At 70.1% G+C, this 24,179-nt stretch carries 25 protein-coding genes, 1 tRNA gene, 1 other RNA gene and 1 pseudogene; 9 read left to right on the forward strand and 19 right to left on the reverse strand.

Translation table 11 applies throughout. The annotated features are described in order from the left end of the window. Positions 1-570 (forward strand): hypothetical protein (locus tag D6T64_RS22475; RefSeq protein ID WP_119971355.1); only part of this gene is annotated, 570 nt, incomplete at its 5' end. Between the two features lie 295 nt (positions 571-865). Here the strand turns inward: D6T64_RS22475 and D6T64_RS02945 are convergent. From D6T64_RS02945 to ffs, 4 genes are all read right to left on the reverse strand, one after another. After that, entirely contained in the window at positions 866-2,080 is a 1,215-nt protein-coding gene (locus D6T64_RS02945; protein WP_119971359.1) for an acetate/propionate family kinase, read from the reverse strand. Further along, positions 2,077-4,314 carry a phosphate acetyltransferase gene (gene pta / locus D6T64_RS02950; RefSeq protein WP_119971451.1) on the reverse strand — a complete coding sequence of 746 codons (2,238 nt, stop codon included), beginning with the start codon at positions 4,312-4,314 and terminating at the stop codon, positions 2,077-2,079. Before pta ends, D6T64_RS02945 begins: the two co-directional genes overlap by 4 nt. 312 nt (positions 4,315-4,626) lie before the next feature. Next, complete coding sequence (locus D6T64_RS02955; protein ID WP_119971362.1) at positions 4,627-7,158, reverse strand: phosphoketolase family protein; 2,532 nt, start codon at positions 7,156-7,158, stop codon at positions 4,627-4,629. Positions 7,159-7,354: 196 nt separating this feature from the next. Beyond that, positions 7,355-7,451, reverse strand: an RNA gene (gene ffs / locus D6T64_RS02960) — signal recognition particle sRNA small type. Positions 7,452-7,541: 90 nt separating this feature from the next. Here ffs and D6T64_RS02965 point away from each other — a divergent pair. Continuing rightward, positions 7,542-7,629 (forward strand) — tRNA-Ser (locus D6T64_RS02965). Between the two features lie 30 nt (positions 7,630-7,659). On the opposite strand, the pseudogene D6T64_RS23615 reads toward D6T64_RS02965, so the two are convergent. The 12 genes and pseudogenes from D6T64_RS23615 to D6T64_RS03030 form a co-directional block, all read right to left on the reverse strand. Beyond that, a pseudogene (locus D6T64_RS23615) lies at positions 7,660-7,902 on the reverse strand (type II toxin-antitoxin system RelE/ParE family toxin); the annotation flags it as partial. A 35-nt stretch (positions 7,903-7,937) separates the two neighbouring features. Next, positions 7,938-8,210: an antitoxin of toxin-antitoxin stability system gene (locus D6T64_RS02975; protein ID WP_119971366.1), complete on the reverse strand. Its 273-nt coding sequence runs from the start codon at positions 8,208-8,210 to the stop codon at positions 7,938-7,940. 381 nt (positions 8,211-8,591) lie between these two features. After that, positions 8,592-8,723, reverse strand: coding sequence for a hypothetical protein (locus D6T64_RS23385; protein WP_267900468.1), 132 nt, complete (start codon positions 8,721-8,723; stop codon positions 8,592-8,594). An 80-nt stretch (positions 8,724-8,803) separates the two neighbouring features. After that, complete coding sequence (locus D6T64_RS02990) at positions 8,804-9,073, reverse strand: hypothetical protein (protein WP_119971376.1); 270 nt, start codon at positions 9,071-9,073, stop codon at positions 8,804-8,806. 68 nt (positions 9,074-9,141) lie between these two features. Beyond that, entirely contained in the window at positions 9,142-9,420 is a 279-nt protein-coding gene (locus D6T64_RS02995; protein ID WP_119971381.1) for a hypothetical protein, read from the reverse strand. Positions 9,421-9,602: 182 nt separating this feature from the next. Further along, a complete protein-coding gene (locus D6T64_RS03000; protein ID WP_119971384.1) occupies positions 9,603-10,037 on the reverse strand; it encodes a DUF805 domain-containing protein in 435 nt (144 codons plus the stop codon). 79 nt (positions 10,038-10,116) lie between these two features. Continuing rightward, positions 10,117-10,584: a DUF805 domain-containing protein gene (locus D6T64_RS03005; protein ID WP_158594781.1), complete on the reverse strand. Its 468-nt coding sequence runs from the start codon at positions 10,582-10,584 to the stop codon at positions 10,117-10,119. A 2-nt stretch (positions 10,585-10,586) separates the two neighbouring features. After that, complete coding sequence (locus D6T64_RS03010; RefSeq protein ID WP_119971391.1) at positions 10,587-11,111, reverse strand: mycothiol transferase; 525 nt, start codon at positions 11,109-11,111, stop codon at positions 10,587-10,589. A 67-nt stretch (positions 11,112-11,178) separates the two neighbouring features. Then, on the reverse strand, positions 11,179-12,453 hold the full coding sequence (locus D6T64_RS03015) for an ABC transporter ATP-binding protein (RefSeq protein WP_119971393.1): 1,275 nt from the start codon (positions 12,451-12,453) through the stop codon (positions 11,179-11,181). Further along, positions 12,450-13,235: an ABC transporter permease gene (locus tag D6T64_RS03020; protein WP_119971395.1), complete on the reverse strand. Its 786-nt coding sequence runs from the start codon at positions 13,233-13,235 to the stop codon at positions 12,450-12,452. Before D6T64_RS03020 ends, D6T64_RS03015 begins: the two co-directional genes overlap by 4 nt. Then, positions 13,232-14,053 carry a molybdate ABC transporter substrate-binding protein gene (gene modA, locus D6T64_RS03025; protein ID WP_233550800.1) on the reverse strand — a complete coding sequence of 274 codons (822 nt, stop codon included), beginning with the start codon at positions 14,051-14,053 and terminating at the stop codon, positions 13,232-13,234. Before modA ends, D6T64_RS03020 begins: the two co-directional genes overlap by 4 nt. Then, the gene (locus D6T64_RS03030) at positions 14,050-14,454 is read right to left on the reverse strand and encodes a TOBE domain-containing protein (protein ID WP_119971398.1); all 405 of its coding nucleotides are present in this window, start codon (positions 14,452-14,454) and stop codon (positions 14,050-14,052) included. The genes modA and D6T64_RS03030 overlap by 4 nt, the downstream gene beginning before the upstream one ends. 237 nt (positions 14,455-14,691) lie before the next feature. Between D6T64_RS03030 and D6T64_RS03035 the strand changes: the two genes are divergently transcribed. The 5 genes from D6T64_RS03035 to D6T64_RS03055 all read left to right on the forward strand — a co-directional run bounded on the left by D6T64_RS03035 (position 14,692) and on the right by D6T64_RS03055 (position 19,266). Continuing rightward, positions 14,692-16,026 carry a ThiF family adenylyltransferase gene (locus D6T64_RS03035; protein WP_119971401.1) on the forward strand — a complete coding sequence of 445 codons (1,335 nt, stop codon included), beginning with the start codon at positions 14,692-14,694 and terminating at the stop codon, positions 16,024-16,026. A 2-nt stretch (positions 16,027-16,028) separates the two neighbouring features. Beyond that, on the forward strand, positions 16,029-17,366 hold the full coding sequence (locus D6T64_RS03040; RefSeq protein ID WP_199719040.1) for a molybdopterin molybdotransferase MoeA: 1,338 nt from the start codon (positions 16,029-16,031) through the stop codon (positions 17,364-17,366). Between the two features lie 4 nt (positions 17,367-17,370). Further along, complete coding sequence (moaC, locus tag D6T64_RS03045; protein ID WP_119971407.1) at positions 17,371-17,853, forward strand: cyclic pyranopterin monophosphate synthase MoaC; 483 nt, start codon at positions 17,371-17,373, stop codon at positions 17,851-17,853. Between the two features lie 91 nt (positions 17,854-17,944). Further along, positions 17,945-19,012, forward strand: a complete 1,068-nt coding sequence (locus tag D6T64_RS23095) for a DUF6457 domain-containing protein (protein WP_119971410.1) — start codon at positions 17,945-17,947, stop codon at positions 19,010-19,012. Further along, the gene (locus D6T64_RS03055; RefSeq protein WP_233550801.1) at positions 19,009-19,266 is read left to right on the forward strand and encodes a MoaD/ThiS family protein; all 258 of its coding nucleotides are present in this window, start codon (positions 19,009-19,011) and stop codon (positions 19,264-19,266) included. The genes D6T64_RS23095 and D6T64_RS03055 overlap by 4 nt, the downstream gene beginning before the upstream one ends. Positions 19,267-19,528: 262 nt before the next feature. Here the strand turns inward: D6T64_RS03055 and D6T64_RS03060 are convergent, their stop codons facing one another. Continuing rightward, a complete protein-coding gene (locus D6T64_RS03060; protein ID WP_119971414.1) occupies positions 19,529-19,957 on the reverse strand; it encodes a molybdenum cofactor biosynthesis protein MoaE in 429 nt (142 codons plus the stop codon). Continuing rightward, on the reverse strand, positions 19,957-20,472 hold the full coding sequence (locus D6T64_RS03065; RefSeq protein WP_119971417.1) for a MogA/MoaB family molybdenum cofactor biosynthesis protein: 516 nt from the start codon (positions 20,470-20,472) through the stop codon (positions 19,957-19,959). Before D6T64_RS03065 ends, D6T64_RS03060 begins: the two co-directional genes overlap by 1 nt. Positions 20,473-20,755: 283 nt before the next feature. On the opposite strand from D6T64_RS03065, the gene D6T64_RS03070 reads away from it, so the two are divergent. Together D6T64_RS03070 and D6T64_RS22825 are read left to right on the forward strand one after the other, a co-directional pair. Beyond that, positions 20,756-22,090, forward strand: coding sequence for an MFS transporter (locus D6T64_RS03070; RefSeq protein WP_119971420.1), 1,335 nt, complete (start codon positions 20,756-20,758; stop codon positions 22,088-22,090). A gap of 342 nt (positions 22,091-22,432) precedes the next feature. Next, positions 22,433-22,594 carry a hypothetical protein gene (locus tag D6T64_RS22825; RefSeq protein WP_199719036.1) on the forward strand — a complete coding sequence of 54 codons (162 nt, stop codon included), beginning with the start codon at positions 22,433-22,435 and terminating at the stop codon, positions 22,592-22,594. Positions 22,595-22,721: 127 nt separating this feature from the next. Here the strand turns inward: D6T64_RS22825 and D6T64_RS03075 are convergent, their stop codons facing one another. Further along, a complete protein-coding gene (locus D6T64_RS03075) occupies positions 22,722-24,119 on the reverse strand; it encodes a dicarboxylate/amino acid:cation symporter (protein WP_119971423.1) in 1,398 nt (465 codons plus the stop codon). Positions 24,120-24,179 lie beyond the last annotated feature (60 nt).

Genomic DNA, 24,179 nt, shown 5'->3' on the forward strand with positions numbered 1-24,179 from the left:
ATGAGCACGCGCGCGGGCGCCAGCCCGCGGCGCCTGCCCCGCGCGGCACTCCGTGCGCGGGGCCTCCCGCGCGCGGGGCTCATCGGGGTGCTGCTTCTCGCCGTGTTCGGCGGTTTCGCGAGCCCGGCACCGACCGAGGCGGCATTCACGGATGCCGAGCACGGCACATCCGTCGCCCTCACCGCGATCGTGGTGCCGGCCCCGATCATCGACACCTGCCTGTCACAGATGCTGCTGCTCTCGTTGACGCTGACGCCGCGGGTGACGATCACCTGGCACTACCCCACCGCCGGCTACACCGGGGCCAACGCCCGCTACTTCTACTACGACACCGGGCTGCTCCGGCTCGTGGCCGTCAATCTCGGCAGTGGTGTCACGACCACCGGACCCTCGGCGGGAACCTACACGAGCGTGTTCCAGGGCTCCCTGCTGGCCGGGCTGCTGGCCGGGGAAGCGGATGTGGGACTGGCCGCCGCGCATTCGAGCGGCTGGGTGTCGGGGGTGTCCATGGTGCACGCCAACTACCCGCTCATCGCGGGCACCGGCACCTGCACGATCACCAACGCCTAGCTTCCGACCCGGACCCCGCCCCGCGTACCATTCGACGGTATTCAACCCCGAAACGGCCCATTCCGGCCCGAAACCGGCCCAAACGGGATCAATCACCGTCGAATGGTACGCACGCAACGAGACCGGTCAGGGCAGCGGATGCACCGGCCCGGCTTACGACCCCGCCCGCGTACCATTCGACGGTGTTGAGGCACGAAAACCACGTTTCCGGCCGAAAACCGGCCGAAACCGTGCCGATATCCGTCGAATGGTACGGGCACACCGGGCTGGGGCCGGGGCATCCGCTCGCCTGGGGCTAGATGCGGGCCAGGGTCTGGCGGGCGATCTCGAGCTCCTCGTTGGTGGGGAACACGAGCACGGTGACCGCGGAGTCATCCGCTGAGATGCAACGCGGGCCGCGGTGCTTCGAGGCGTTCTTCACCGGGTCGATACGGATGCCGAGGGCTTCGAGGCCGCCGAGGGCGCGCGCCCGAATCATGGGATCGTTCTCGCCGACGCCGGCCGTGAAGCTGATCACGTCGACCCGGCCCAGCTGGGCGTAGTACGCCCCGATGTAGTGCTTCAGCCGGTGCACGTAGACGTCGATGGCGAGCTGCGAGGGGCCGTCGCCGGCATCCGCTGCCACGATCACGTCGCGCATGTCGCCGCGACCGGTCAGGCCCAGCAGCCCGCTGCCCCGGTTGAGCAGGGTGTCGAGGTCGTCGATGCTGAGGCCGGCGCGGCGGTTGAGGTGAAACAGCACGCCGGGGTCGATGTCGCCCGAGCGGGTTCCCATGACCAGGCCCTCGAGCGGGGTCATGCCCATGCTCGTCTCGACGGACTTGCCGGCGCGCACGGCGCAAACCGATCCGCCGTTGCCGAGGTGCAACACGATCTGGTTGAGCTCTTCGGGGGCGCGTTCCAAAAATTCGGCGCTCGAGCGGGCGACGAACCCGTGGCTGGTGCCGTGGAAACCGTAGCGGCGCACGCGGTACTTCTCGGCGAGGTCGACGTTGATGGCGTAGGTGAACGCCTCCGGCGGCAGCGTCTGGTGGAACGCGGTGTCGAAGATGGCCACGTGCGGCACGGTCGGAAAAGCCTCGATCGCAGCGACAATGCCCTGCAGCGCACCCGGGTTGTGCAGCGGTGCGAGCGAGGACAGCTCGTCGATGTCGCGTTCGACCTGCTCGGTGACGATGGTGGGTTCGTGGAAGCGGGCCCCGCCGTGCACCACGCGGTGGCCGACGGCGACCGGCGCGTGCTCGGTGAGCGAGGGCCCGTGCAACGAGAACGCCTCGAGCATCACGCCGAACCCTACGGTGTGGTTCTCGATCGGCAGCTCACGCTTGAACATCTGCGAGGTCATCGCGCCGGCGTCACCGTCGGGGGTGAAGACCGTGTGGATCGACGTGCCCATGAGCTCGCCGATGCGCTCGACGAGGCCGCTCGCGAGGGTGGTCTCGGAGTCCATCTCGATCAGCTGGTACTTGAACGACGACGAGCCCGAGTTGACGACGAGCACGGCGGTCATGCGCTGACCGTCGCATTCTGCGCATTCGACGCCGCAGCAGCGGATGCCGCCGCCTCGGTCAGCGAGGCCGCCTGGATGGCGGTGATCGCCACGGTGTTCACGATGTCTTGCACGAGCGCCCCCCGGGACAGGTCATTGATCGGTTTGCGCAGGCCCTGCAGAACCGGGCCGATGGCCACGGCGCCGGCGCTGCGCTGAACGGCCTTGTAGGTGTTGTTGCCGGTGTTGAGGTCGGGGAAGATGAACACCGTCGCGCGCCCGGCCACGGCGGAGCCGGGCATCTTGGTGGCGGCGACCGCGGCATCCGCGGCCGCATCGTATTGGATCGGGCCCTCGACCAGCAGGTCGGGGCGGCGCTCGCGCACGAGGGCGGTCGCGGTGCGCACCTTCTCCACGTCGGCGCCCTCCCCCGACGACCCGGTCGAGTAGGACAGCATCGCGATACGCGGCTCGATGCCGAACTGCACGGCCGTCTCGGCGGCGCTGATGGCGATGTCGGCGAGCTGTTCGGCGGTCGGCATCGGAATCACGGCGCAATCGCCGTAGACCAGAACCCGGTCGGCGAGCGCCATCAAAAACACGCTCGACACCACGCCGACGCCGGGACGGGTCTTGATGATCTCGAAGCTCGGGCGGATCGTGTGCGCGGTCGTGTGCGTCGCGCCACTCACCATGCCGTCGGCAATGCCGAGCTGCACCATCATCGTGCCGAAGAACGACACGTCGGTGACGATGTCGCGCGCATGCTCAACGGTCATGCCCTTGTGGGCGCGCAGTTTGGCGTATTCCTCGGCGAAGCGCAGGCGCAGCACGTCGTCGTAGGGGCTGAGCACCTGGGCGCGGCTGATGTCGAGGCCGAGGCCGATCGCGCGCGAACGCACCTCGATCTCCTCACCGAGGATGGTGAGGTCGGCCACGTCGCGGGCCAGCAGGGTCGCGGCGGCGCGCAGCACACGGTCGTCCTCGCCCTCGGGCAGCACGATGTGCTGCCGCTTCGAGCGGGCCCGTTCGAGCAGCCCGTATTCGAACATCAGCGGGGTGACCACGTCGGCCTCGCTGACTTCAAGGCGATCCAGCAAGACGGATGCGTCCACGTGCGTCTCGAACAAGGCCAGCGCGGTGTCGTGCTTGCGCTGCGAGTCGGCGGCGAGGCGGCCACGGGTGCGCGTGATGCGCAGGGTGGTCTGGTACGAACCGAGGTCGGTGCGGATGATCGGCAGCGAAGGTGCGAGGCCCTCCATCAGGCGCTGGATCGGTTCGGGCAGCTCGAAGCCGCCGTTGAGAACGATGCCGGCGATCGAGGGGAAGGTCGCGGAGGCGTTGGCCAGCAGCACGCCGAGCAGCACGTCTTCGCGGTCGCCGGGCACGACCACTACGGAACCCTCGATGAGGCGCGGCAGCACGTTGACCATCGACATGGCCCCCACGACGACGCCGAGCGCTTCGCGGGCGAGCAGCTCGGGGTCGCCCTTGATCAGGGTGCCGTCGGTGGCCTCCATGATGCTCTTCATGCTCGGGGCGACGAGGTAGGGGTCTTCGGGAATCGCCCAGACCGGCAGATCACCGGGCAGCCCGGTCTCTTTCTGGTGCGCGGGGGCGTCGACGACGGTGCGCACGGCGGCGACGATCTCAGCGAGCTGGTCGGGGTCGGACCGGTTCACGACGACGGCGAGCAGCGAGGCGTGCTCGTCGCGCAGTTCGGTGATGGCGACATCCGTCAGCTGGCGGATCTCGGTCACGCTGCGGGCGGGGCTCTGGCCGAGCCATTCGCCCTGGCTCTGGCTGTCGCGGCCGCCGAGCACGAGCAGCACCGGGGCGCCGAGGTTCGCGGCGATGCGGGCGTTGAAGGCCAGTTCGGTGGGGCTGCCGACGTCGGTGTAGTCGCTGCCGATGACGACGACGGTGTCGCAGAACGCTTCGATTGCCTTGTAGCGCTGCACGATCACGGCGAGGGCGGCGTCGGGGTCACGGTTGACGGCGTCGTAGCTCACGCCGATGCTCTGCTCGTAGTTCTGCACGGGAACCGGGCCGGTGCCGTTGGTGGTGCTCGCGCCGGCCTGCAGGTGCTCGAGCAGCAGTTCGAGCACGTAGTCGGGCTCGTGGGAGCTGCGCGCGACGGGGCGGAAGACGCCGACCCGGCGCACTGAGTGCGTCAGGGTATCGAGGATTCCGAGCGCGATCGTCGATTTGCCGGTGTTGCCCTCGGCCGAGGTGATGTAAATGCTTCGTGCCACAGTGTCCATCCAACCGCATTGTCGATGTGAGAGTTCGGGGTGGGGCCCCGGCGGAACGGGCGCCCTCGACCGATTCGCTAGCAAGGTGGGCGATCCCGACGGTGGGACCCGCACCAACGTGTCACCGGCCACAGCGTGGAGCGAATCTCGGCGGCCGAAACGGGCGCGGATTGCCACACCGCTTGCGGCGGTGACCTGCCTAGTATGGCGCATGCGCTGGCCCCGCACGTCGCGTGCCCCCTTCAGGGTGCGCTCCGGGGTGCGCTCCGAGCGGGGTTCGGGGTGCGGCAGCGGATGCCGCACCCCGGCCCGTTAGGAGTTGTCGCCGCCCGTGGACGCGGCGGCCCGCACCGACGCGGCGAGGTCGTCGGCAGAGGCCGCTCCCACGCTGCCGGCGGTGCCGCTGGCGGCCGCCCAGGTCCAGTCGACGACGGCCGGAGCGTCTTCGCCGTGGTCCCGGGTGTACTGCCAGGCGGCGAGCCGGGCGTCCTGCATCCGCTGCCGCAGCAGGCCCGACCGGGCACCGAGGCCGGGGGTGCGGTCGATGACGTCGATGACCAGCTGGTAGCGGTCGAGGTCGTTCATCATGACCATGTCGAACGGCGTGGTGGTGGTGCCGTTCTCCTTGTAGCCGCGGGCGTGCAGGTTTTCGTGGCCGTGGCGCTTGTAGGTCAGGCGATGGATCAGCCACGGATACCCGTGATAGGCGAAGATGATCGGCTTGTCCGGGGTGAAGATGGCGTCGAAAGCGGCGTCGGTGAGGCCGTGCGGGTGGTCTTCGGCGCTCTGCAGGCGCATCAGGTCGACGACGTTCACGACCCGCACGGCGAGGTCGGGGGCGTGCTCGCGCAAAATAGCGGCGGCGGCGAGCACCTCGAGGGTCGGCACGTCACCGGCGGCGGCGAGCACGACATCCGGGGCCTGGCCGGGGGTTTCGGTGCCGGCCCAGTCGAAGATGCCGAGCCCGCGGGTGCAGTGCGCCACGGCCTCCTCGATGGTGAGCAGGTTCGGCGCGGGCTGCTTGCCGGCGATGACGACGTTGACGTAGTCGACGCTGCGCAGGCAGTGGTCGTAGGTGCTGAGCAGGGTGTTCGCGTCGAAGGGCAGGTAGACCCGCACGACGTCGGCGCTCTTGTTCACCACGTGGTCGATGAAGCCGGGGTCCTGGTGGCTGAAGCCGTTGTGGTCCTGGCGCCAGACGTGCGAGGAGAGCAGGTAGTTCAGGCTCGCGATCGAGCGCCGCCACGGGATCTCGCTCGTCACCTTGAGCCACTTGGCGTGCTGGTTGAACATCGAGTCGATGATGTGGATGAACGCTTCGTAGCAGTTGTAGACGCCGTGGCGGCCGGTGAGCAGGTAGCCCTCGAGCCAGCCCTGGCACTGGTGCTCGCTGAGCATCTCCATCACCCGGCCGGCGCGGGCGAGGTTGGTGTCGCCCGGGCGCATTTCGGCGTTCCACTGCTTCGCCGTGACCTCGTAGACCGGCGGCGCGAGCCGGTTCGACGCGGTCTCGTCGGGCCCGAAGATGCGAAAGTTCTCGGGGTTCAGGCGGATCACCTCGGCCAGGAAGCCGCCGAGCACCCGGGTTGCCTCATCGAGCGTCGCGCCCGGCGCGGGCACGTCGACGGCGAAATCGCGAAAGTCGGGCAGCACCAAGTCGCGGCGCAGCAGGCCGCCGTTGGCGACCGGGTTGGCGCTCATGCGCAGCTCGCCAACCGGGGCGAGGTCGGTGATCAGGGCGACCGGGGCGCCGGCCTCGTCGAAGAGCTCTTCGGGGCGGTAGGAGTGCATCCAGTCTTCGAGGAGGCTGGTGTGCGCCGCGGTGTCGCGGGCATTGCTCAGCGGAACCTGGTGCGCACGCCACGTTCCCTCGACCTGGTTGCCGTCGATGACCGACGGGCAGGTCCAGCCTTTCGGGGTGCGCAGGATGATCATCGGCCAGCGCGGACGGGCGAAGTCCTCCCCGGCAGCGTCGGCGGCGGCAGCGGATGCCTTGATCTCGGCGATCTGGTTCAGCACCGTATCGAGGGTCGCGGCCATGCGCTCGTGCACGAGGAAGGGGTCTTCACCGTCGAACCCGCCGCTGACGATATAGGGGGTGTGGCCGTAGCCGCGCATCAGGTCGAGCAGCTCGTCTTCGGGGATACGGGCGAGCACGGTCGGGTTGGCGATCTTGTAGCCGTTGAGGTGCAGGATCGGCAGCACGACGCCGTCTTGAATGGGGTCGATGAACTTGTTGGAGTGCCAGCTGGTGGCCAGCGGTCCGGTTTCGGCCTCGCCGTCACCGACGACGGCCGCCACGAGCAGGGTCGGGTTGTCGAACGCGGCGCCGTAGGCGTGGCTGAGGGCGTAGCCCAGCTCGCCGCCCTCGTGGATCGAGCCGGGCAGTTCGGGTGAGGCGTGGCTGGGGATGCCGCCGGGAAAGCTGAACTGGCGAAACAGCTTCTGCACGCCGTCTTCGCTGCGTGCGATGTCGGGGTAGATCTCGCTGTAGGTGCCCTCGAGGTAGGCGTTGGCGACCATTCCGGGGCCGCCGTGGCCGGGGCCGGCGATATAGATGGTGTTCAGGGACCGTTCCTGGATGGCGCGGTTCAGGTGCGCGTAGAGAAAGTTGAGGCCGGGCGTGGTGCCCCAGTGGCCGAGCAGCCGCGGTTTGATGTGGTCGCGGGTGAGCGGCTCACGCAGCAGGGCGTTATCGAGCAGGTAGATCTGGCCCACGGCGAGGTAGTTCGCGGCGCGCCACCAGGCGTCGATGCTCGCGAGCGCCTCAGGCGTGAGCGGGGCGGGCTCGCGGGTGACCCAGGGGGTCAGTGTGGCGAGGGCGGGTCCGGACGTTTCCAGCATGGGTTCTCCAAGCACTGTTTGATCGGGTGTCGCTAACGCTGCCAGTCTAAAGAGAGCCACCGACATTCCACGGTCCCCCGGGGGGCTGCGCGGGCCGGGCCTGAGTGATGGCGCGGAAGTGCCGCTGAAAGAAGGGCCGAAGGTCCCGGGGTGCCGGCGCGGGGCATCCGCTCTGTGAATGAGGCGGAGCGGGCAGAGAAAAGACCCCTCGCGCACCCGCCAGAGCCCGGTTACCCTTGCTACGTTTCCGTCCTGGGGGAGTTGGCCTGGATGGCGCCACGCGAGGAGCCAAGCCCTAATCCTAGGCCAATCCGGGGGCGGCAACGGCACGCTCAGAAAACAGGTAGGATTCTCGGGTGCCGTTCGTACATGAACGGTGGCCAGGAGAATTCGCCTAGTGGCCTATGGCGCACGCTTGGAAAGCGTGTTGGGTTAACGCCCTCGGGGGTTCGAATCCCCCATTCTCCGCCAGTTTCTGCAGCTCAGCGTGTTGTGCATCACTCACGTCGTCGGCCACCGCCGGGCGGAGTGCACAAGCGCGACGATCCAGATGGTGTCGTCATGGAGCTCGGAGACCAGCCGATACCGTTCGACAGGAAATAGTTCCCGTGTACCCGACACCAAACCCGGCCTGTCGAGTTCAGGAAAGCGAGTCAAACCGGAGGCCGCGGCGCTGAACGCCTCATCCAGCCGGATCGCGGCTGCCTGATCCGCTTCAGCGACGTAGTCCCAGATCGCCTCGCGATCTCGGAGCGCCTATGGAGCCCACAGCACCCTCATCAGGAGGTGGCGTTGGCACGCTTACGGTCAAACTCGGCCTCGACGTCGGCGTTGTCGATGCCGTGGCCCGCACGCAACGACTCGCGTGCGGCATCGACCTTTCCGGACAGGAATGCCTGGTACTCGCGCGCATCCCGTTGCCGCTGGATGTATTCGCGCATCAGATCTCTCGCCACCTGAGAAGCGGGGCGATGCTCGGCCGCGGCCTCGGCCACGAACTCTGCACGCAACTCGGACTCCAACTTCATCGTGAAGACTGACTCCTTGGGCATGATCTTCTCCTTTACACCTCTCCATCATGTATGAACGAAGTGTATACGTTTTGCCTAGAGCCGCGCATGGGCCAGGACCGCTGCGACGATGTGCGGACTTCAGTACTTCTGGCCGGGTGCCCGCCTTCCATCTCGAAGCACGGAGAGAACGAGGCGATCTGCAGCGAAGTCTCTGAGTCCCAGACTCCCGCACTGTAGGTATCCCCGTCGACCGTATTGAGGTCTACTCGAAGGATGCCGCCCCTCACCTCTATCCGTTCGTCGGTGGATCCGGGCTTTTGCTCCCGCGCGCACGAAGCCACGGCGAGAAGCGCGGCCACGGCAAGAAGCGCGGCCGCGAAGTTTCTGCGCTACTACACTCCGGCGCTCAGCCGTCGGCCGCTAGTACTCATCAGACGGATACTGCCCCTCCGCCAGCTCGAAACACGGCGAGAACGAGGTGATGATCAGCTCGGTTCCAAGAGCCCAGATTGAGGCGCTGTAGGAGTCACCCTGTGTGCCAGTCCTGTCCACGCGAGGTGCTCCCTGCCTGGTTCTTTGGCGCTCCACAACCACTCCGTCCTTCTGCTCCCAGGCAGGGGCCACCGACTCGATCATCGCCTCAGGTCGGTATGGGCGTCGACCCGCGCGCGCTCGTAGGCGACGGCGAGGTCGTTGATCTGCTCGACCTCGACGGAGTAGCGGCCGAGGGCATCCGCTTGGGCATCGAGGCCGCGAATGAGCAGGTCGACCTCGGGCGTGATTGACGCCAGCCGGGCCACGAACGCGTCGCGTGACACCGCGGTCCACTCCGCGCCGCCGGCATCGGTCTGGGCGGCGAGAAGTCTGGTCTGCATCGTGCGCAGCGCAGCCGCCTTGTTCATCCGGGTGCTCGCTTCCGAGCGAATGCCGTACGGGTCGCCGAGGCCGGGCTGCGCGTGTGTCCACCTGCTCAGAATGCCTCTCGGGCCAGGCGTGCGTCGCTGGCCAGAAACGCTTCGGCAGCGGATGCCGGATACGCGCCTGTTTCCACCAGCAGCGCCTCGAGCAGCCCGGCCCGGAGCAACTGCTGGCCGGTGCCCGCCGCAAGGGCGGCCTGCACGGTGTCGGACTCGAGCACCCCGCCCGCGTACCGCCACTGCCAGCCGCTGAAGCTCATCTCGGCCGAAGCGGTCGTCACCGTCGCGGACAGCGCGTTCAGGAAGGCCGCGTCGACCCGCAAATCCGACATGCGTGCCCCCAGTCGTCTACCCCTGTTAGCGACAGCCTAGGGGGTCGGGTACAGGGCCACCGGCGAGCCCGGGGCAGGCGACGGATGCCGCGGCCACCCGCCTCCGTCCGCGGAAGCGGCGCAGGTCCCGCGCAGCGGCGCAGCACCCGCACACCTCTCGAGCGCCGGACGCAGCGGCCGGGTCAGGAGATGCGGCGGTTGTCGAACGTCGGCGCCGCGTTCGGCGCCGCGAGCTTGTCGAAGCGCGCCCCGGCCGGGTTGCTCGGCAGCAGCGTCAGCACGAACACAACGAGCCCGCCGATGCCGAAGGCGAACACGAGCAGGTAGAACCAGCCCGAGAAGTTCGCGTCGTGCAGCCGCCGCACGGTGACCGCGATGTTGGGCACGAGCAGCCCGAAAACCACCAGCAGGTAGAGCGGAACGCCGATCGCCGCGAGGCCCATTTCCGGCGCACCCGTCACGTCCTGGCCGGTCGGGATGATGATGAGGGCGCCGCTGATCATCAGCAGCACTCCCACGGCGAGCGCCCACCACCAGTATTCGCTGCGCGCAGCGCGGCCCGAGAACGTCGCGTATCTGCTCAACACCGTGGATACGGCGGCCATCGGTGTCCTCATGCGCTTCTCCCGGGGGTAGAACGTTAGTACTCCAAGGTTAACAGCGCGTTTGCACACAGCGCTACTGCACGCGACTTATTTACGCACTTCTGACCGGGGCGACGGATGCCGGGGGCCGCGCCGAGGCATCCGTCGCCGCCGTCTGCGCGAGAGTCGGCGGGGCGGTCGGGAGCAGGGCGAGGGCGAGCAGCATGAGTCCCCCGAGCAGCGGGATCAGGCCGAGCAGCGCGTACCAGCCACTCAGGTTCGCGTCGTGCAGGCGGCGCACGAGCACCGCCTGGCTCGGAACGAGCAGCCCCAAGGCGAGCAGTGCGAAGAGCAGCTCGGTGACCAGGGTCGCCGCCTGCGAGGCCGCGCCGCGGGTGCCGTCGCCGAGCACGAGCAGCTGCACGACCACGACCGCGCTGACGAGCGCGGTGAGAAACGCCGTCCACCACCAGAATTCCCGGCGGGTGGCACGGCCGCTGAAGCGGGCGTACTGTCCGGCGACGGATGCGACCGCTCCCGCCGCCTGCGCCGCCACCGCCCGCAGCGGGCCGGGCTCCACGACTACCGGCCCGAGGTGGCGGCGGCGCGCTCGGCGATTCCGCGCACGAACGAGGCCTGGCCGGCGTGCTGCATGACGTCGCCGAGCACACTGACGAGGCGCGCGGCGCGGGTGACCGGCGGGGTCCAGCGGCGGTCGATGACCTCTTCGAGGTCGGTGTCGGTGAGGGTGGCGAGGTAGCCGAGGCTGTCGGCGTTCACGGCGTCGTAGTAGCCGGCGAGCAGCTCGGCGTCGGGACGCACCGCGAAGACGTCGTCGGGGGTCTGGCCGTAGCCGGTGGCGTCGTCATCGAAGGGAAGCGCGAAGCGGGCGGCCCAGCCGTCCCGGGTCCAGGCCTGCTCCGTGCCGGCGAGTTCGGCGAGGTGGTCGTCCTGAACGCGGCTGAGGTGCCAGACGAGCCAGGCGATGGTGTTGGCGTCGGCATCCGTGCGATAGGTCAGGGTGTCGATGCTCGCGTCGGTGACGGCGCCACGCACGAGGTCGTGCAGGCGCCCGAAGGCTTCGAGCAGCAGGTCGGTCGCGGTCATGATGCTCCTCGGAGGGGTTGATGGGTGAGGCCTACAACGCTACTCCGCCCGGCCGGGTCGCTTCGGGTCAGCGGCGGTGCGCGCTCACCTCGGTCGCTTTCACCGAGAGCCAGACCTGGCCGCCCACCCGCAGGCCCAATTCGGCGACGGATGCCGCAGTCACCTCCGCGACGACCTGCGGATTCCCACTCGTGCGCAGGCGCACACCGCCGCTGCCCGGCTCGATGCCCGTGATCGTGGCCTGCCAGACATTGCGCGGGCTGGCGTGCTGCGGCCGCTCGGTCTGCACGACGACGGCCGACGGGCGGAACACCGCCGCCGCCGGGGCAGAGGTCGGGGCCGCGACGCCAGGGGCAGCGACGGACGGCTCCGTGAGGGCGGCGGCATCCGCTGGGCGAACCCGAAAGAGGCGACCGTCGGGGGCGAGAATCGCTCCGTCGACGGCCGTGCCGACGACGAGGTTGACCCCGGCGAGCGCCGCAACGAAGGGGTTGCGGGGGGCCTCGAGCACGGCGGCGGTCGTGCCCTCGTCGATGATGCGGCCCTCCTGCAGCACGGCGACGCGGTCGGCGAGCACGACGGCGTCGACCACGTCGTGGGTGACGAGGATCGCGCTGGTTGCGGTCGCGGCAAGCTGCTCGCGGATCAGCTGCCGCATCGCGGGCGCGGTTTCGGCGTCGAGGGCCGCGAGGGGTTCGTCGAGCAGCAGCACCCGGGGGCGGGCGGCGAGCGCGCGGGCGAGCGCGACGCGCTGCTGCTGGCCACCCGAGAGCTCTGCGGGCAGGGCGTCGCCGCGGCCGGCGAGTCCCACCCGGGCGAGCCAGGCATCCGCTTCGGCGCGAATCGCGGCCCGCGAGCGCGCCCGAAACGGGTGAGCGCTACGGTCACGGCCGTAGCGGCCACCCGTTTCGGGCGCGGTCCCGATCGCGACGTCGCGGTGCGGGTTCGATTCGGGCATAGCGGATGCCCCACCCACCCGGATCGCGAACTCCACGTTGGCGCGGGCGCTGAGGTGCGGAAAGAGCAGGGCGTCCTGGCCGAGGAGGCCGATCCCCCGGCGCTCCGGGGCGACGAGCACCGCGACACCGTCGCCCGCGCGGGTCAGCACTGCCCCCTTGAGCAGTACCGCCCCGTCATCCGGAGCGAGCAGTCCGGCGAGCAGCTCGAGCACCGTCGACTTGCCGGATCCGTTCGCGCCGAGCAGCGCCAGCACCTCTCCGGCGGCGAGGTGCAGCGTCACGTCGAGGGTGAACGCGCCGCGCGCGAGGGCGAGCTGCGCGCTCAGGAGGGGGGCGGCATCCGTCGCCGCGGCCGGGGTCGAAGACACGCCCGGCGCGGTCATGCGAGCGCCCCGGTGCGGCGGCCACCGACGAGCACGAGGATGATCACGGCGACCGCGATGAGCAGCAGCGACAGGGCCACGGCCTGGTCGGTAGTGACGCCGGAGCCGTTGAAGGCCGTGTAGATCGCGAGCGGCATGGTGCGGGTGACGCCCGCCTGGTTGCCGGCGAACAGGGCGGTCGCCCCGAACTCGCCGAGCGCGCGGGCGAAGCTAAGCACCGTGCCGGCGACCAGGCCCGGAAACACCAGCGGCAGCGTGATGCGACGGAACACCGTGCCGCGGCCGGCCCCGAGCGTCGAGGCGACCCGTTCGAACCGGGTGCCCTGGGTGCGCAGCGCGCCCTCGACCGCGATCACGAGAAACGGCATGGCCACGAAGGTCTGCGCGATCACCACGGCCGCGGTCGTGAACGGCAGCCGCAGCCCGAACGCGAGGTCGAGGTACTGCCCGAGCACGCCGGTGCGTCCGAGCAGCAGCAGCAGCGCGATGCCGCCGACGAGCGGCGGCAGCACGAGCGGAACGGTCACGATCGCCCGCAGCCACCCGGCGGTGCGCGGCTTCGATCGGGCGATCACGACGGCGAGCGGCACCCCGAGCAGCAGGCAGAGCACCGTCGAAACGGATGCCGTCGCGAGCGACAGTCCGAGCGGCTCGAGCGCCGCGCGGCTCAGCAACAGCGCCGGCAGCTGGGCCCAGTCGACGCGCAGCAGCAGGCCGGCCAGCGGCAGCACCAGCAGGGCGAGGCCGATCGCGGCCGGGATATAGAGGATCCGCGGGATCACGGTGCGAGGAACCCGGCGGCACCCAGCACGGCCTGCCCCTGTTCGGAGAGCACGAGGTCGACGAAGGCCTGGGCCGCCGCCGCGTGCCGGCTGCCGGCCACCACTCCGATCGGGTAGTGCCCGACGACGGCGTCGGCGCCGGCGGGGGTGATTCCCTCGAGGCGATCGGGGTTGGCGGCGATGTCCGTCGCATAGACGAGGCCGGCATCCGCTTCACCCTCGGCGACCTTCGTGACGACGGCCGTCACGTTCTGTTCCTCGCTCGCGGCGGTCACGGTGACTGATGCGTTGGCGAGCAGGGCAGCGGATGCCGCTCCACACGGCACCTGCGGCGCGCACAGCACCGTGATGGTGTTCGGCTCGGCGAGGTCGTCGAGGGTCTCGATGCCGCGTGGATTGCCCGGCGCCACCGCGATGCGCAGCGTGTTGGCGGCAAACAGGGTCGCCGGGCCGACGAGTGATTGCTCGGTGAGCACGGTCATGTTCTTCTCGTCGGCGCTCGCGAAGACGTCGGCGGGGGCACCGGATTCGATCTGGGTGGCGAGGGTCGCGGAGCCGTCGTAGGTGACATCGACCTCGACGGACGGGTTCTGCTGTTCCATCAGCATGGCAAGATCGTCGAAGGCGGCGGTCAGCGAGGCGGCCGCGTAGACGGTGAGGGTCTGGGGCCCAAGGGCGGCGCCGGGGGCCGCCGCACCGGGGACGGTGTCGGGCGCGGGCGTGCCCGTGGTCGCACAGCCGCCGAGGGCCAGGATGAGGGCGGCCAGCACGGCAGCGGTGACGGTTGCTCGGCGAATCGGCAGGTCGCGGCGGCTCACAGGGCGCGTCCCGGGGTCTCGACGATCACGTTGGTGGCCTTGATCACGGCGACGCTCAGCGACCCGACCTCGAGGCCGAGTTCGCGCACCGCCTCGCTCGACATCAGCGAGACGACGCGGTGCGGGCCGCACTGCAGCTCGACCTGGGCCATCACGGTGTCCATCGTGATCGCGGTGACGATGCCGACGAAGCGGTTGCGGGCGCTGCGGCCGACACGCGACGGATCGGCCGGCGCGCTGGCCTGCTCCTGGGCGAGGGCGGCGAGTTGGGCGCCGTCGATGGCGAGGCGTCCGGCGGAATCGGCCGCGGCATCCACTTTTCCGGCATCGACCCAGCGGCGCACGGTGTCATCGCTGACGCCGAGCAGCTCGGCGGCTTCACTGATCCGATAATGCGTCATGAATCGGAGATTAGCACCGCATCTGCGGTTTCGGGAGGAGCAGAGCCTCGGCCCTCCCGATCCGTCTCCGGGGCTCTCCCGGCATAACTCCTGCTGATCGCCGCGGCCAACCGCGGACTTCCGCGTGATCCCACGGTTTCTGCCACACCGCCGTGACGATCTGCAGGAGTTATGCTGCCGACATCGCCGAGACACCGGCTGGGTGGAGGCACAGCCGCGAAACGCTAGCCTTAACCCATGGCCATTTCTCCCCTCGTCGAGCCGGTTGCGCGGCTCAGTCCCGCCGAATCCGTGCGCACCGCCCGTCAACGCCGTCTGCCGCAGCTGAGCGAGCTCGGCCAGCGCCGCCTCGCCAACGCCCGCGTGCTCGTGCTCGGAGCCGGCGGACTCGGATCCCCCGCCCTGCTCTACCTGGCCGCGGCCGGGGTCGGCACGATCGGCATCGTCGACGCCGACGACGTGGAGCCCAGCAACCTGCAGCGCCAGATCGCCCACGGCCAGGCCGATGTCGGCCGCCCCAAGGTCGACAGTGCCGCCGAAAAGGTGCTCGCGATCGCTCCCGAAGCTTCTGTGCGGCGCCACCCCGAGCGGCTCGTCGCCGCGAACGCCGCTGAGATCATCGGCGGCTACGACGTGGTCATCGACGGCACCGACAACTTCCCGACCCGGTTCCTCGTGAACGACACCTGCGCGGCGCTCGGGCTGCCACTGGTGTGGGCCTCCGTGCTGCGCTTCGACGCCCAGCTATCGGTGTTCTGGGCCACCCCGCCGGCCGACTCGGGTCTGACCGGCGTGCACCTGCGCGACCTGTTCCCGACCCCGCCGGCCGAGGGCGAGGTGCCCAACTGCGCCGACGCCGGCGTGCTCGGCGCGCTCTGCGGCCAGATCGGCTCACTGATGGCGACCGAGACCATCAAACTCATCACCGGAATCGGCACCCCGATGATCGGCCGCGTGCTCGTCATCGACGCGCTGTCCGGTCGGTTCAGTGAGATTCCGCTGGCCGGAACCGGCATCGCCGCCGCGCCGACACCGGCCGAAATCGCCGCGAGCGCCGCCGCCGCCGCGGAAGCCTCAGCCGCCGTCGACCTGCCGGAGGTCTCGACCGCCGGGCTGCTCGCCCGCCTCGACGCCCGTGCCCTCGGCGCCGACGACTTCGAGGTCGTCGACGTGCGCGAGCCGAGCGAGAACGCCGAAAGCTCCATCCCGACCGCCCGGTTGCTGCCCCTCGGCGACCTCGTCACCCCGACCGGCCAGGCCTCGCTGCCCCGCGACCGGCCGCTCGTCGTGCACTGTCAGGCCGGCGGCCGCGCCACCCGCGCCGCCGTCGCCCTGCAGGCCGCCGGCTTCGACGTGTCGGTCTTCACCGGCGGAATCGACGCTTGGAACGACGCCGTCACCGCCGGCGACGCTCCCGGCATGGGCAGCAAATGGGCAGCGGATGCCGCCCCCGGCGACGCCGAGGACATCGACGACGAGGTGCAGCCCACCGGCCGACACGCTGCGCCGCCGGCCGAGACGCCGCCCGCCGCACCCGCATCATCCCCCGCGACCGCCGGAACCCCGGCCTGACCGTGACACCGCACGAGCACGACGGCCACACCGAACACGGCGTCCACAGCGGCCACGCGCACACCGCACCCGATGACGCGTGCGCGCCGGCGGCATCCGCTCGCAGCGTGGCCGAACAGCTCGCGCACGTGCTCGCCCAGGTGACCGCCCTGCCACCCGTGCGGCTGCCCCTCGACGAAGCCCGCGGACTCGTACTCGCCGAGGACGTGCGCAGCGCGACCGACACCCCGCCATTCGACAACTCCGCGATGGACGGCTACGCCGTGCGCCGCGCCGACCTGCTCGGCGCCTCCGAGACCACTCCGATCACCCTGCCGGTGATCGCGGACCTCGCCGCCGGCACCGCCGAGAACCCGCAGATCGGCCCCGGCCAGGTCGCCCGCATCATGACCGGGGCGCCGATCCCCGACGGCGCCGACGCCGTGGTTCCGATCGAAAACACCGACCAGGGCCGATATTCCGTGATCGTGAGGGTGCCGCCGCAGCCGGCTGCGCACATCCGTCGGGCCGGAGACGACGCCCACGCCGGCGACACCGTTCTGCGCGCGGGCCTGCAACTCTGGCCCACCCGCATCGCCGCGGCCGCGAGCGCCGGCACCGGCACCGTGCTCGTGCACCCGGCGCCGCGCGTCGCCGTGATCTCGACCGGCAGCGAGCTCGTCGTGCCCGGCGAGCCCACCCGGCGCGGGCAGATTCCCGACTCGAACTCCTTCTTGCTCGCCGCGGCCGTCGCCGAGGCCGGCGGCATTCCCCTGCGCGTCGGCGCGGTCCCCGACGACGACGACACCCTGCGCAACCTGCTGACGCGCCTCGCCGGCACGGTCGACGCGATCGTCTTGAGCGGCGGGGTGAGCGTCGGCGCCTATGACGTGGTCAAGGCCGTGCTCGCGCCGCTCGGCACGGTCGGATTCGGCCCGGTCAAGATGCAGCCCGGCAAGCCGCAGGGCTTCGGCCGCTGGCCCGCCGCGGCCGACGGCGCCGCGGGCCCGCTGATCTTCGCCCTTCCCGGCAACCCGGTCAGCGCCTATGTCTCGTTCGAGGTCTTCGTGCGTCCGGCCCTCAGACGGATGCTCGGCCACACCTCGATTCAGCGTTCCAGGGTGCAGGCGGTCGTCGCCGACGGCTGGTCTTCGCCTCAGGGTCGCGCCCAGTACATGCCCGTCGTGATCGAAGCCGACGGCGACCGCACCCTGGCCCGGCGCGCAGCCCGCGGCGGATCCGGCTCGCACCTCGTCGCGAGCCTCGGCCAGGCGACCGCGTTCGCCGTCGTGCCCGAAGACACCACCCGCGTCGTGGCCGGCGACACCGTCACCGTGCTGCTCACGACGCTGGCAGACTGACCTGATGACCTCTGCAGATCAGCCCTTCACCCACCTCGATTCCACCGGGCAGGCGCGCATGGTCGACGTCACCGAGAAGGTGCCGACCGTGCGCAGCGCGACCGCCGCCGGATTCGTACGCTGCGGCCCGCGCGTGATCGCGGCGCTCCGCGACGGGTCCACACCCAAGGGTGACGTGCTCGCCGTCGCGCGCATCGCCGGCATCCAGGGCGCAAAAAAGACCGCGGACCTGCTGCCGCTGGCCCACGTGATCGGGGTGCATGGGGCATCCGTCGACCTGATCGTCGAGGACGACGGCGTGAGCATTTCGGCGACCGTGCGCACCGCCGACCGCACCGGGGTCGAGATGGAAGCCTTCACCGCCGTCTCCGTCGCGGCGCTGGCCGTGGTCGACATGGTCAAGGGCCTCGACAAGTCCGTCGTGATCGAAAACGTGCGCCTGCTCGAAAAGACCGGCGGCAAGTCCGGGGCCTGGCACCGCGCGTGACGGATGCCGCACCCCGCGTCACCGTGAGCGCGCCCGAAACGGGCAGCCGCTACGGTCGTTACGGTAGCGCTCACCCGGATCGGGCGCGCGCGTGATCTCGGCCGACCCCGCGACCCCGGATTCCGGTCCCACCGGCCCCACCAGTCCCACGGACCACACCGGCCCCAGGGTCGACCTGATCGTGCTCGCCGGCGGACGCGGCAGCCGCCTCGGCGGCGCCCTCAAACCCGCGGTCGAGGTCGCCGGCCGCAGCCTGCTCTCCCGGGTGCTCGACGCGCGCCCGTTCGCCCGGCACACGGTCGTCGTCGGCCCCGAGTCCGCCCGCCCAGGCGGCGCGTCGAGCGCCCGCCCGGCCGACGCGTCCGCCACCATCTGGACCCTCGAAGACCCACCCTTCGGCGGCCCGGTCGCCGGTATCGCGGCCGGCCTCGCCGCCCTGCCAGCCCCGCACCCGGCCGACTGGATCCTGCTGCTCGCCTGCGACCTGCCCTGGGCAGCGGATGCCGCCCCCCGCCTCATCGAGGCCGCCCGCGCCGCCGACCTCCCGCCCACCGTCGACGGCCTGCACCTCATCGATGAGACCGGGCACGCGCAGTGGCTCGTGGCAATCTATCGCGGGCGGCAGCTCGCGGCATCCGTCGCCCGCCTCGGCTCCGACGTGCGCGGCGCGAGCATGCGGGCCCTGCTCGGCGGGCTCGAGCTGCGCGCGCTGCCCGACCTCGCCGGCAGCAGCCGCGACGTGGACACGTGGCAGGATGTTGCAGACACCACCGAACTTCTCCGCACCACCGAATTTCTCCGCACGACCGAACACCAGCGCGGCGCCGCGCCCGCCGCCCCCGCCCGACCCCCAGGAGACCCCATGAGCACCCCCGAACCCGGCACCGCCAAGCCCGACGCCCTGCCACCCGAAGCCCTCGACGCCTGGCTCTTCGCCCTCGCGACCAAGCTCGGCCTCGATCCCGACGAGATCCCGGTCGGCCTGCTGCTCGACGTCGCCCGCGACGTGGCGCACAATGTGGCCCGGCCGGCGGCTCCGCTCAGCACGTTCCTCGTCGGGCTCGCCGCCGCGCAGAACGGCGGCACGGCGGCCGACATCGAAGACGCCGCGGCGCTCGCGAGCGAACTGGCCCTCGCCTGGACGCCGCCGAAACTATGACGGTCAACACTGTGATGGTCAGCATCCGCTTCTTCGCCGGCGCCGCGGAAGCCGCCGGCACCGAATCCCTCAACCTCGAAACGACAACGGTCGGCGCCCTGCGCCACGACCTGGTCGAGCGCTTCGGCCCCGATTTCGCGCGGATTCTCGGCCTCTGCGCGCTGCTCGTCAACGGCACGCGGGCAGCGGATGATGCCACTCCCCTGCCCGAGGCCGCCACCGTCGACGTGCTCCCGCCCTTCGCCGGCGGCTGACCCGCCCCGCCCCGTACCGGTTGTTGAGCCTGTCGAAACACGACGGTGTTCAGTCTGTTCTGCCTGCTTTCGGGCCGAAAAACCTGCTTCCAAACTTCAGCTCCGTCGAACGGTACGCCGTTGCCGGGCCCGCGGCCGTACCGGTTGTTGAGCCTGTCGAAACACGACGGTGTTCGGCCCCGTTTTCACCGTTTCTGGCCCAAAAACTCGATCTTCAGGCCCTGATACCGTCGAATGGTACGTGCCACTACACGAGTGCGCGCTACAGGCCGACCCAGGTGTGCGCGCCGCCGATTTCGTACTGCTTCTTCCAGATCGGGACCTCGGCCTTGACCGCCTCGACGAGCGCCTCGCAGGCCGCGAACGCCACGGCCCGGTGCGCGCTCGCGACCGCGGCGACCAGCGCGAGGTCGCCCACCTCGAGGTGCCCGATTCGATGGCTGACGCACAGTTTCACCAACGGATGCTGCGCCCGCACCCGGTCGGCGATCTCACCGATGATGCGCCCCGCGTCGGGATGCGCGCTGTAGTCGAGCCCGGTGACCGTGTCGGCGGCGTCGGGGTCGTGGTCGCGCACCTGCCCGATGAAGGTCACGACGGCGCCGTCGGCGCGGGAGGAGACCGCCGCGACGTGTGCGGCGAGGTCGAGGGGGGCATCCGTCACTTCGGCGAAACCCAGAGAAGGGCCCATCAGTGGTCCCCGCCGTCGAGCTGGTCGATCACGTGGCGCACGAGCGGGGCGAGTAGGGTGACGCCGTCGAGCACGCCGCCGACCGAGCCGGGCAGGTTCACGACGAGCGCGCCGCGATTGCCGACCGAATCGGCGATGCCGGCGATGCCGCGACTCAGCACCGCGGTCGGGATCGTGGCGGCGTTGACCTGGCGCATCCGTTCTGAAATGCCGGGCAGCAGCGTGCGCAGCAGCGGCCGCGTGCCCTCCGGGGTCAGGTCGCGCGGGGCGACGCCGGTGCCGCCGGTCGTGATGACCAGGCGGGATCCGTCGCCGAGCGCGGCCGCGATCGCCCCCGACACGCTCTCGACGCCGTCGGGCACGACGCGCGCCGGGCCACAGGGGATGCCGGCGTCGGCGAGGGCGTCGACGGCCGCAGGACCCGACTGGTCCTCGCGTTCTCCGCGGGCCGAACGGTCCGAGATGGTGATGACGACGGCGTGCAGGGACGCTCCGAGTTTGGGCTGTGTTTTCACCGTTCCAGCGTAAGCCCCCTCGCCGGCCGCGTACCATTCGACGGTATCGGGCGCCCTCCGCACGATTTCTGGCCCGGAATGATGTCACAGCCGACCCAATTCCGTCGAACGGTACGGGGCATCCGTCGTCGCCGTCGCAACCCGGCGACGGATGCCGCCGCGCGCCTGGGCCACAGGTCCCGTCTTCATTTGTCACGGTGTTTGCGCGTTGATGCCCCGAACCGTCTGGGGGAGGCTGAGAAACAAGCGGGCCCGGTGCCCGATCGCGACGCTGAGGAAGCACATGTCTACCGTCACCACACCCGTTGTTGGCTCACCCGGTTCCCAACTGAAGCCGGACCTCTCGAACTGGGACCCGGAACACGACGAAACCTGGGATCCAAAACTCGCCTGGCGCACCCTGTGGATCACCACATTCAGCCTGACGCTCGCCTTCGCCGCCTGGTATCTCGTCAGCGCGATCGCCCCGCGCCTGAACGACATCGGCTACAGCCTCGAGCCCAGCCAGCTGTACTGGCTCGTCGCCCTGCCCGGGCTCGCCGGCGGCCTGCTGCGCCTCGTGTTCATGGTGTTGCCCCCGATGATGGGCACCAAGAACCTCGTCGCCATGTCCTCAGCCCTCCTCATCATCCCGATGCTCGGCTGGACCCTCGCCGCCCGGGACACCTCGACGCCGTACTGGGTGCTGCTCGCGCTGGCCTTCGCGGCCGGTATCGGCGGCGGGGCTTTCTCGGGCCTGATGGCGTCGACCAGCTACTTCTTCCCCAAGCGCCTCGCCGGAACGGCCCTCGGCCTGCAGGCGGGCCTCGGTAACTTCGGCATCGGCCTGATGCAGCTGATCCTGCCCTGGGTCGTCGGCTTCGGCCTGCTCGGCACCGCGGCCCTCACCCCGCAGAGCGACGCCGACGGTGACCTCGTCTGGCTGCACAACGGTGGACTCGTGCTCATCCCCTGGGCGCTGCTCGCCGTCGTGCTGTCGGTCATGTACCTGCGCCGGGTGCCGATCACGGCCAACTTCGCGCAGCAGATGGACATCTTCAAGATCAAGCACACCTGGATCATGACGGCCATCTACCTCATGAGCTTCGGCGCCTACAGCGGACTGGCCGCGCAGATGGGCCTGATCATCCTCAACGTCTACGGCGAATTCCCGGATGCCCCCAACCCCCTGGCCTACGCGTTCATCGGCCCGGTGCTCGGCGCTCTGATGCGCGCCGCAAGCGGCCCGTTCTGCGACAAGTGGGGCGGCGCGATCTTCACCTTCATCGGCGGCGTCGGCATGGTGGCCGGCACGGTCATCACCGCGTTCTTCCTCACCCCGACCAGCGTCGACGAATTCTGGGGCTTCCTCACCGGCATGCTCATCATCTTCTTCTTCGCCGGGCTGGCCAACGCCGGCACGTTCAAGCAGATGCCGATGATCTTCCCGAAGCGCCAGGCCGGCGGCGCCATCGCCTGGACCTCCGCCATCGCCGCCTTCGGTCCGTTCGTCGTGGGCATCTCCCTCACCCTGATCAGCCCGACCGCCTTCTTCGTCGGCTGCGCCGTCTTCTGCGTCTTCTGCACCTGGCTCGCGTGGTTCTACTACGCCCGTCCGGGCGCTCCGAACCCGAGCTGACCCTCGCCCCTCCCCCAACAGCCCCCGTGCCTCCACACGGGGGCTGTTGCCTGCCCGCCGCCGCCGCGCCGCACCCGCCCGCCCACGTACCATTCGACGGAGTTGAGCCCCCTTTCGGCCCGCTCCGGGCCGAAACCGAGGCTTTCGGCGCTGATCTCCGTCGAATGGTACCGGCCCCGACGCTCCCGGCGACCGCTGACCACACCCCAGGGGCCATTTTTGGCTTCTCGTCAGCGAGAAGCCAAAAAACGCCCCTGGCCGTGGGGCATAGGGTGCCCACGGGGCCCACGGGGCGCACGCAACGGGATACCCCGGTGGATACTGGAACAAGGGGGTCACCACATGACTGCACTCGACAACACGACACCGCCGCTGCCCGACGAGCCGATCGGCGGCGATCCGGTCTGCTGGCTCGAACGCGTCTGCCCCGACTGCGGCGCGCTCGTCGAGGCCGAACTCCCCGCCGAGTGCTGGCGCTGCGGAGCCACCGTCAGCCCGTCCTAACCACGCCGGGTCCCGCCGGTCGGCAGCGCGTGGCGAAAACAGGACGAATCTGCGCGTTGTCGACGTCTCCTCCTGCTTTCGCCACCGGTCTGCGGGCAGCGGATGCCGCGGCATCCGCTGCCGAGGATTACACCCGGGCGGCGGCCGGCTCGGCCTCAGCGACCGAGGGAGCCTCCACGTCGGACAGCGACATGCGCCCGCGCGGCGCGTTGTACAACTCGTGGTCGAGGATGCCCTGGCGCTTGGCGACGATCGTCGGCACGAGCGCCTGCCCGGCCACGTTCACGGCGGTGCGGCCCATGTCGAGCAGCGGGTCGACGGCCAGCAGCAGGCCCACGCCCTCGAGCGGCAGGCCGAGGGTCGACAGCGTCAGGGTCAGCATCACGACAGCGCCGGTCGTGCCGGCCGTCGCGGCGGATCCGAGCACCGACACCAGAACGATCAGAAAATACTGGCCGACGTCGAGGGAGATGCCGAAGAACTGGGCCACGAAGATGGCCGCGATCGCCGGGTAGATGGCGGCGCAACCATCCATCTTGGTGGTCGCGCCGAGCGGCACGGCGAACGACGCGTAGGCGCGCGGCACGCCGAGGCTGCGTTCGGTGACCCGCTGGGTCAGCGGCAGGGTGCCGACCGACGAGCGCGACACAAAGCCGAGCTGCACGGCCGGCCAGACACCGGAGAAGTACTGCTTCACCGACAGCCCGTGCGAGCGGATCAGCACCGGATAGACGACGAACAAGACGAGCACGAGGCCCGCATAGATCGCGATCGAGAACTTGCCGAGCGCGCCGATGGTATCCCAGCCGTAGACGGCCGCGGCATTGCCGATCAGGCCGATCGTGCCGAGCGGCGCGATGCGGATGATCCACCACAGCACCTTCTGGATCACGGCCAGAGCGGATGCGTTCAGATTCAAAAACGGATCCGCCGCCTTGCCGACCTTCAGCGCGGCGATACCGATCGCGATGGCGATCACGAGGATCTGCAGCACGTTGATGCTCACCGAGGTGCTCGCGACGCCGTCAGTGACGGAGGTGTTCGCGCCGAGGCCGAGGAAGTTCTTCGGGAACAGTCCGGCGAGGAACCCCCACCAGCTGCCGGTGCGGCCCTCATACGAGGAGTCGGCGGTGAGGCCGGTGCCGGCGCCGGGCTGCAGCAGCACGCCGAGGCCGATGCCGATCGACACGGCGATCAGGGCGGTGATGGCGAACCAGAGCAGCGTGTGCCAGGCGAGCTTCGCCGCGTTGGAGACCTGCCGGAGGTTGGCGATCGAGCTGACCACCGCGGTGAAGATGAGGGGCACGACGGCGGTCTGCAACAGGGACACGTAGCTGGAACCCAGAACCTGCAGCGTCGCGCCGAGGCCGGTGGGGGCATCCGCGGTGCTGCCGGTGTATTTGGCAATCAGACCCAGGCAGAGCCCGATGATCAGGGCGGCAATGATCTGCACCCCGAACGAGGTGACGAACTTCGGCAGGCGACGGGTGGGGGTGCTCGATCTGGAGCTCGTGTTTGTACTCACACGTTCAAGCCTACGACGGCCCCGCGCCGCCAGTGCCCTGCCGTCATGCGCCGACGTGCC

The organism is Cryobacterium melibiosiphilum, from assembly GCF_003602235.1.
GTDB lineage: Bacteria > Actinomycetota > Actinomycetes > Actinomycetales > Microbacteriaceae > Cryobacterium > Cryobacterium melibiosiphilum.

Excerpts from the sequence above, each read along its gene's own strand:
- D6T64_RS03060 (WP_119971414.1), bottom strand. The coding sequence starts at position 19,957 with ATGGGCCCTTCTCTGGGTTTCGCCGAAGTGACGGATGCCCCCCTCGAC.
- D6T64_RS03070 (WP_119971420.1), top strand. The coding sequence starts at position 20,756 with ATGTCTACCGTCACCACACCCGTTGTTGGCTCACCCGGTTCCCAACTG.
- moaC (WP_119971407.1), top strand. The coding sequence starts at position 17,371 with ATGACCTCTGCAGATCAGCCCTTCACCCACCTCGATTCCACCGGGCAG.
- D6T64_RS02955 (WP_119971362.1), bottom strand. The coding sequence starts at position 7,158 with ATGCTGGAAACGTCCGGACCCGCCCTCGCCACACTGACCCCCTGGGTC.
- D6T64_RS03000 (WP_119971384.1), bottom strand. The coding sequence starts at position 10,037 with ATGAGGACACCGATGGCCGCCGTATCCACGGTGTTGAGCAGATACGCG.
- D6T64_RS03010 (WP_119971391.1), bottom strand. The coding sequence starts at position 11,111 with ATGACCGCGACCGACCTGCTGCTCGAAGCCTTCGGGCGCCTGCACGAC.
- D6T64_RS02995 (WP_119971381.1), bottom strand. The coding sequence starts at position 9,420 with ATGTCGGATTTGCGGGTCGACGCGGCCTTCCTGAACGCGCTGTCCGCG.
- D6T64_RS22825 (WP_199719036.1), top strand. The coding sequence starts at position 22,433 with ATGACTGCACTCGACAACACGACACCGCCGCTGCCCGACGAGCCGATC.
- D6T64_RS02945 (WP_119971359.1), bottom strand. The coding sequence starts at position 2,080 with ATGACCGCCGTGCTCGTCGTCAACTCGGGCTCGTCGTCGTTCAAGTAC.
- D6T64_RS03030 (WP_119971398.1), bottom strand. The coding sequence starts at position 14,454 with ATGACGCATTATCGGATCAGTGAAGCCGCCGAGCTGCTCGGCGTCAGC.
- D6T64_RS02975 (WP_119971366.1), bottom strand. The coding sequence starts at position 8,210 with ATGCCCAAGGAGTCAGTCTTCACGATGAAGTTGGAGTCCGAGTTGCGT.
- D6T64_RS02990 (WP_119971376.1), bottom strand. The coding sequence starts at position 9,073 with ATGAACAAGGCGGCTGCGCTGCGCACGATGCAGACCAGACTTCTCGCC.
- D6T64_RS03035 (WP_119971401.1), top strand. The coding sequence starts at position 14,692 with ATGGCCATTTCTCCCCTCGTCGAGCCGGTTGCGCGGCTCAGTCCCGCC.
- D6T64_RS03015 (WP_119971393.1), bottom strand. The coding sequence starts at position 12,453 with ATGACCGCGCCGGGCGTGTCTTCGACCCCGGCCGCGGCGACGGATGCC.
- D6T64_RS03055 (WP_233550801.1), top strand. The coding sequence starts at position 19,009 with ATGACGGTCAACACTGTGATGGTCAGCATCCGCTTCTTCGCCGGCGCC.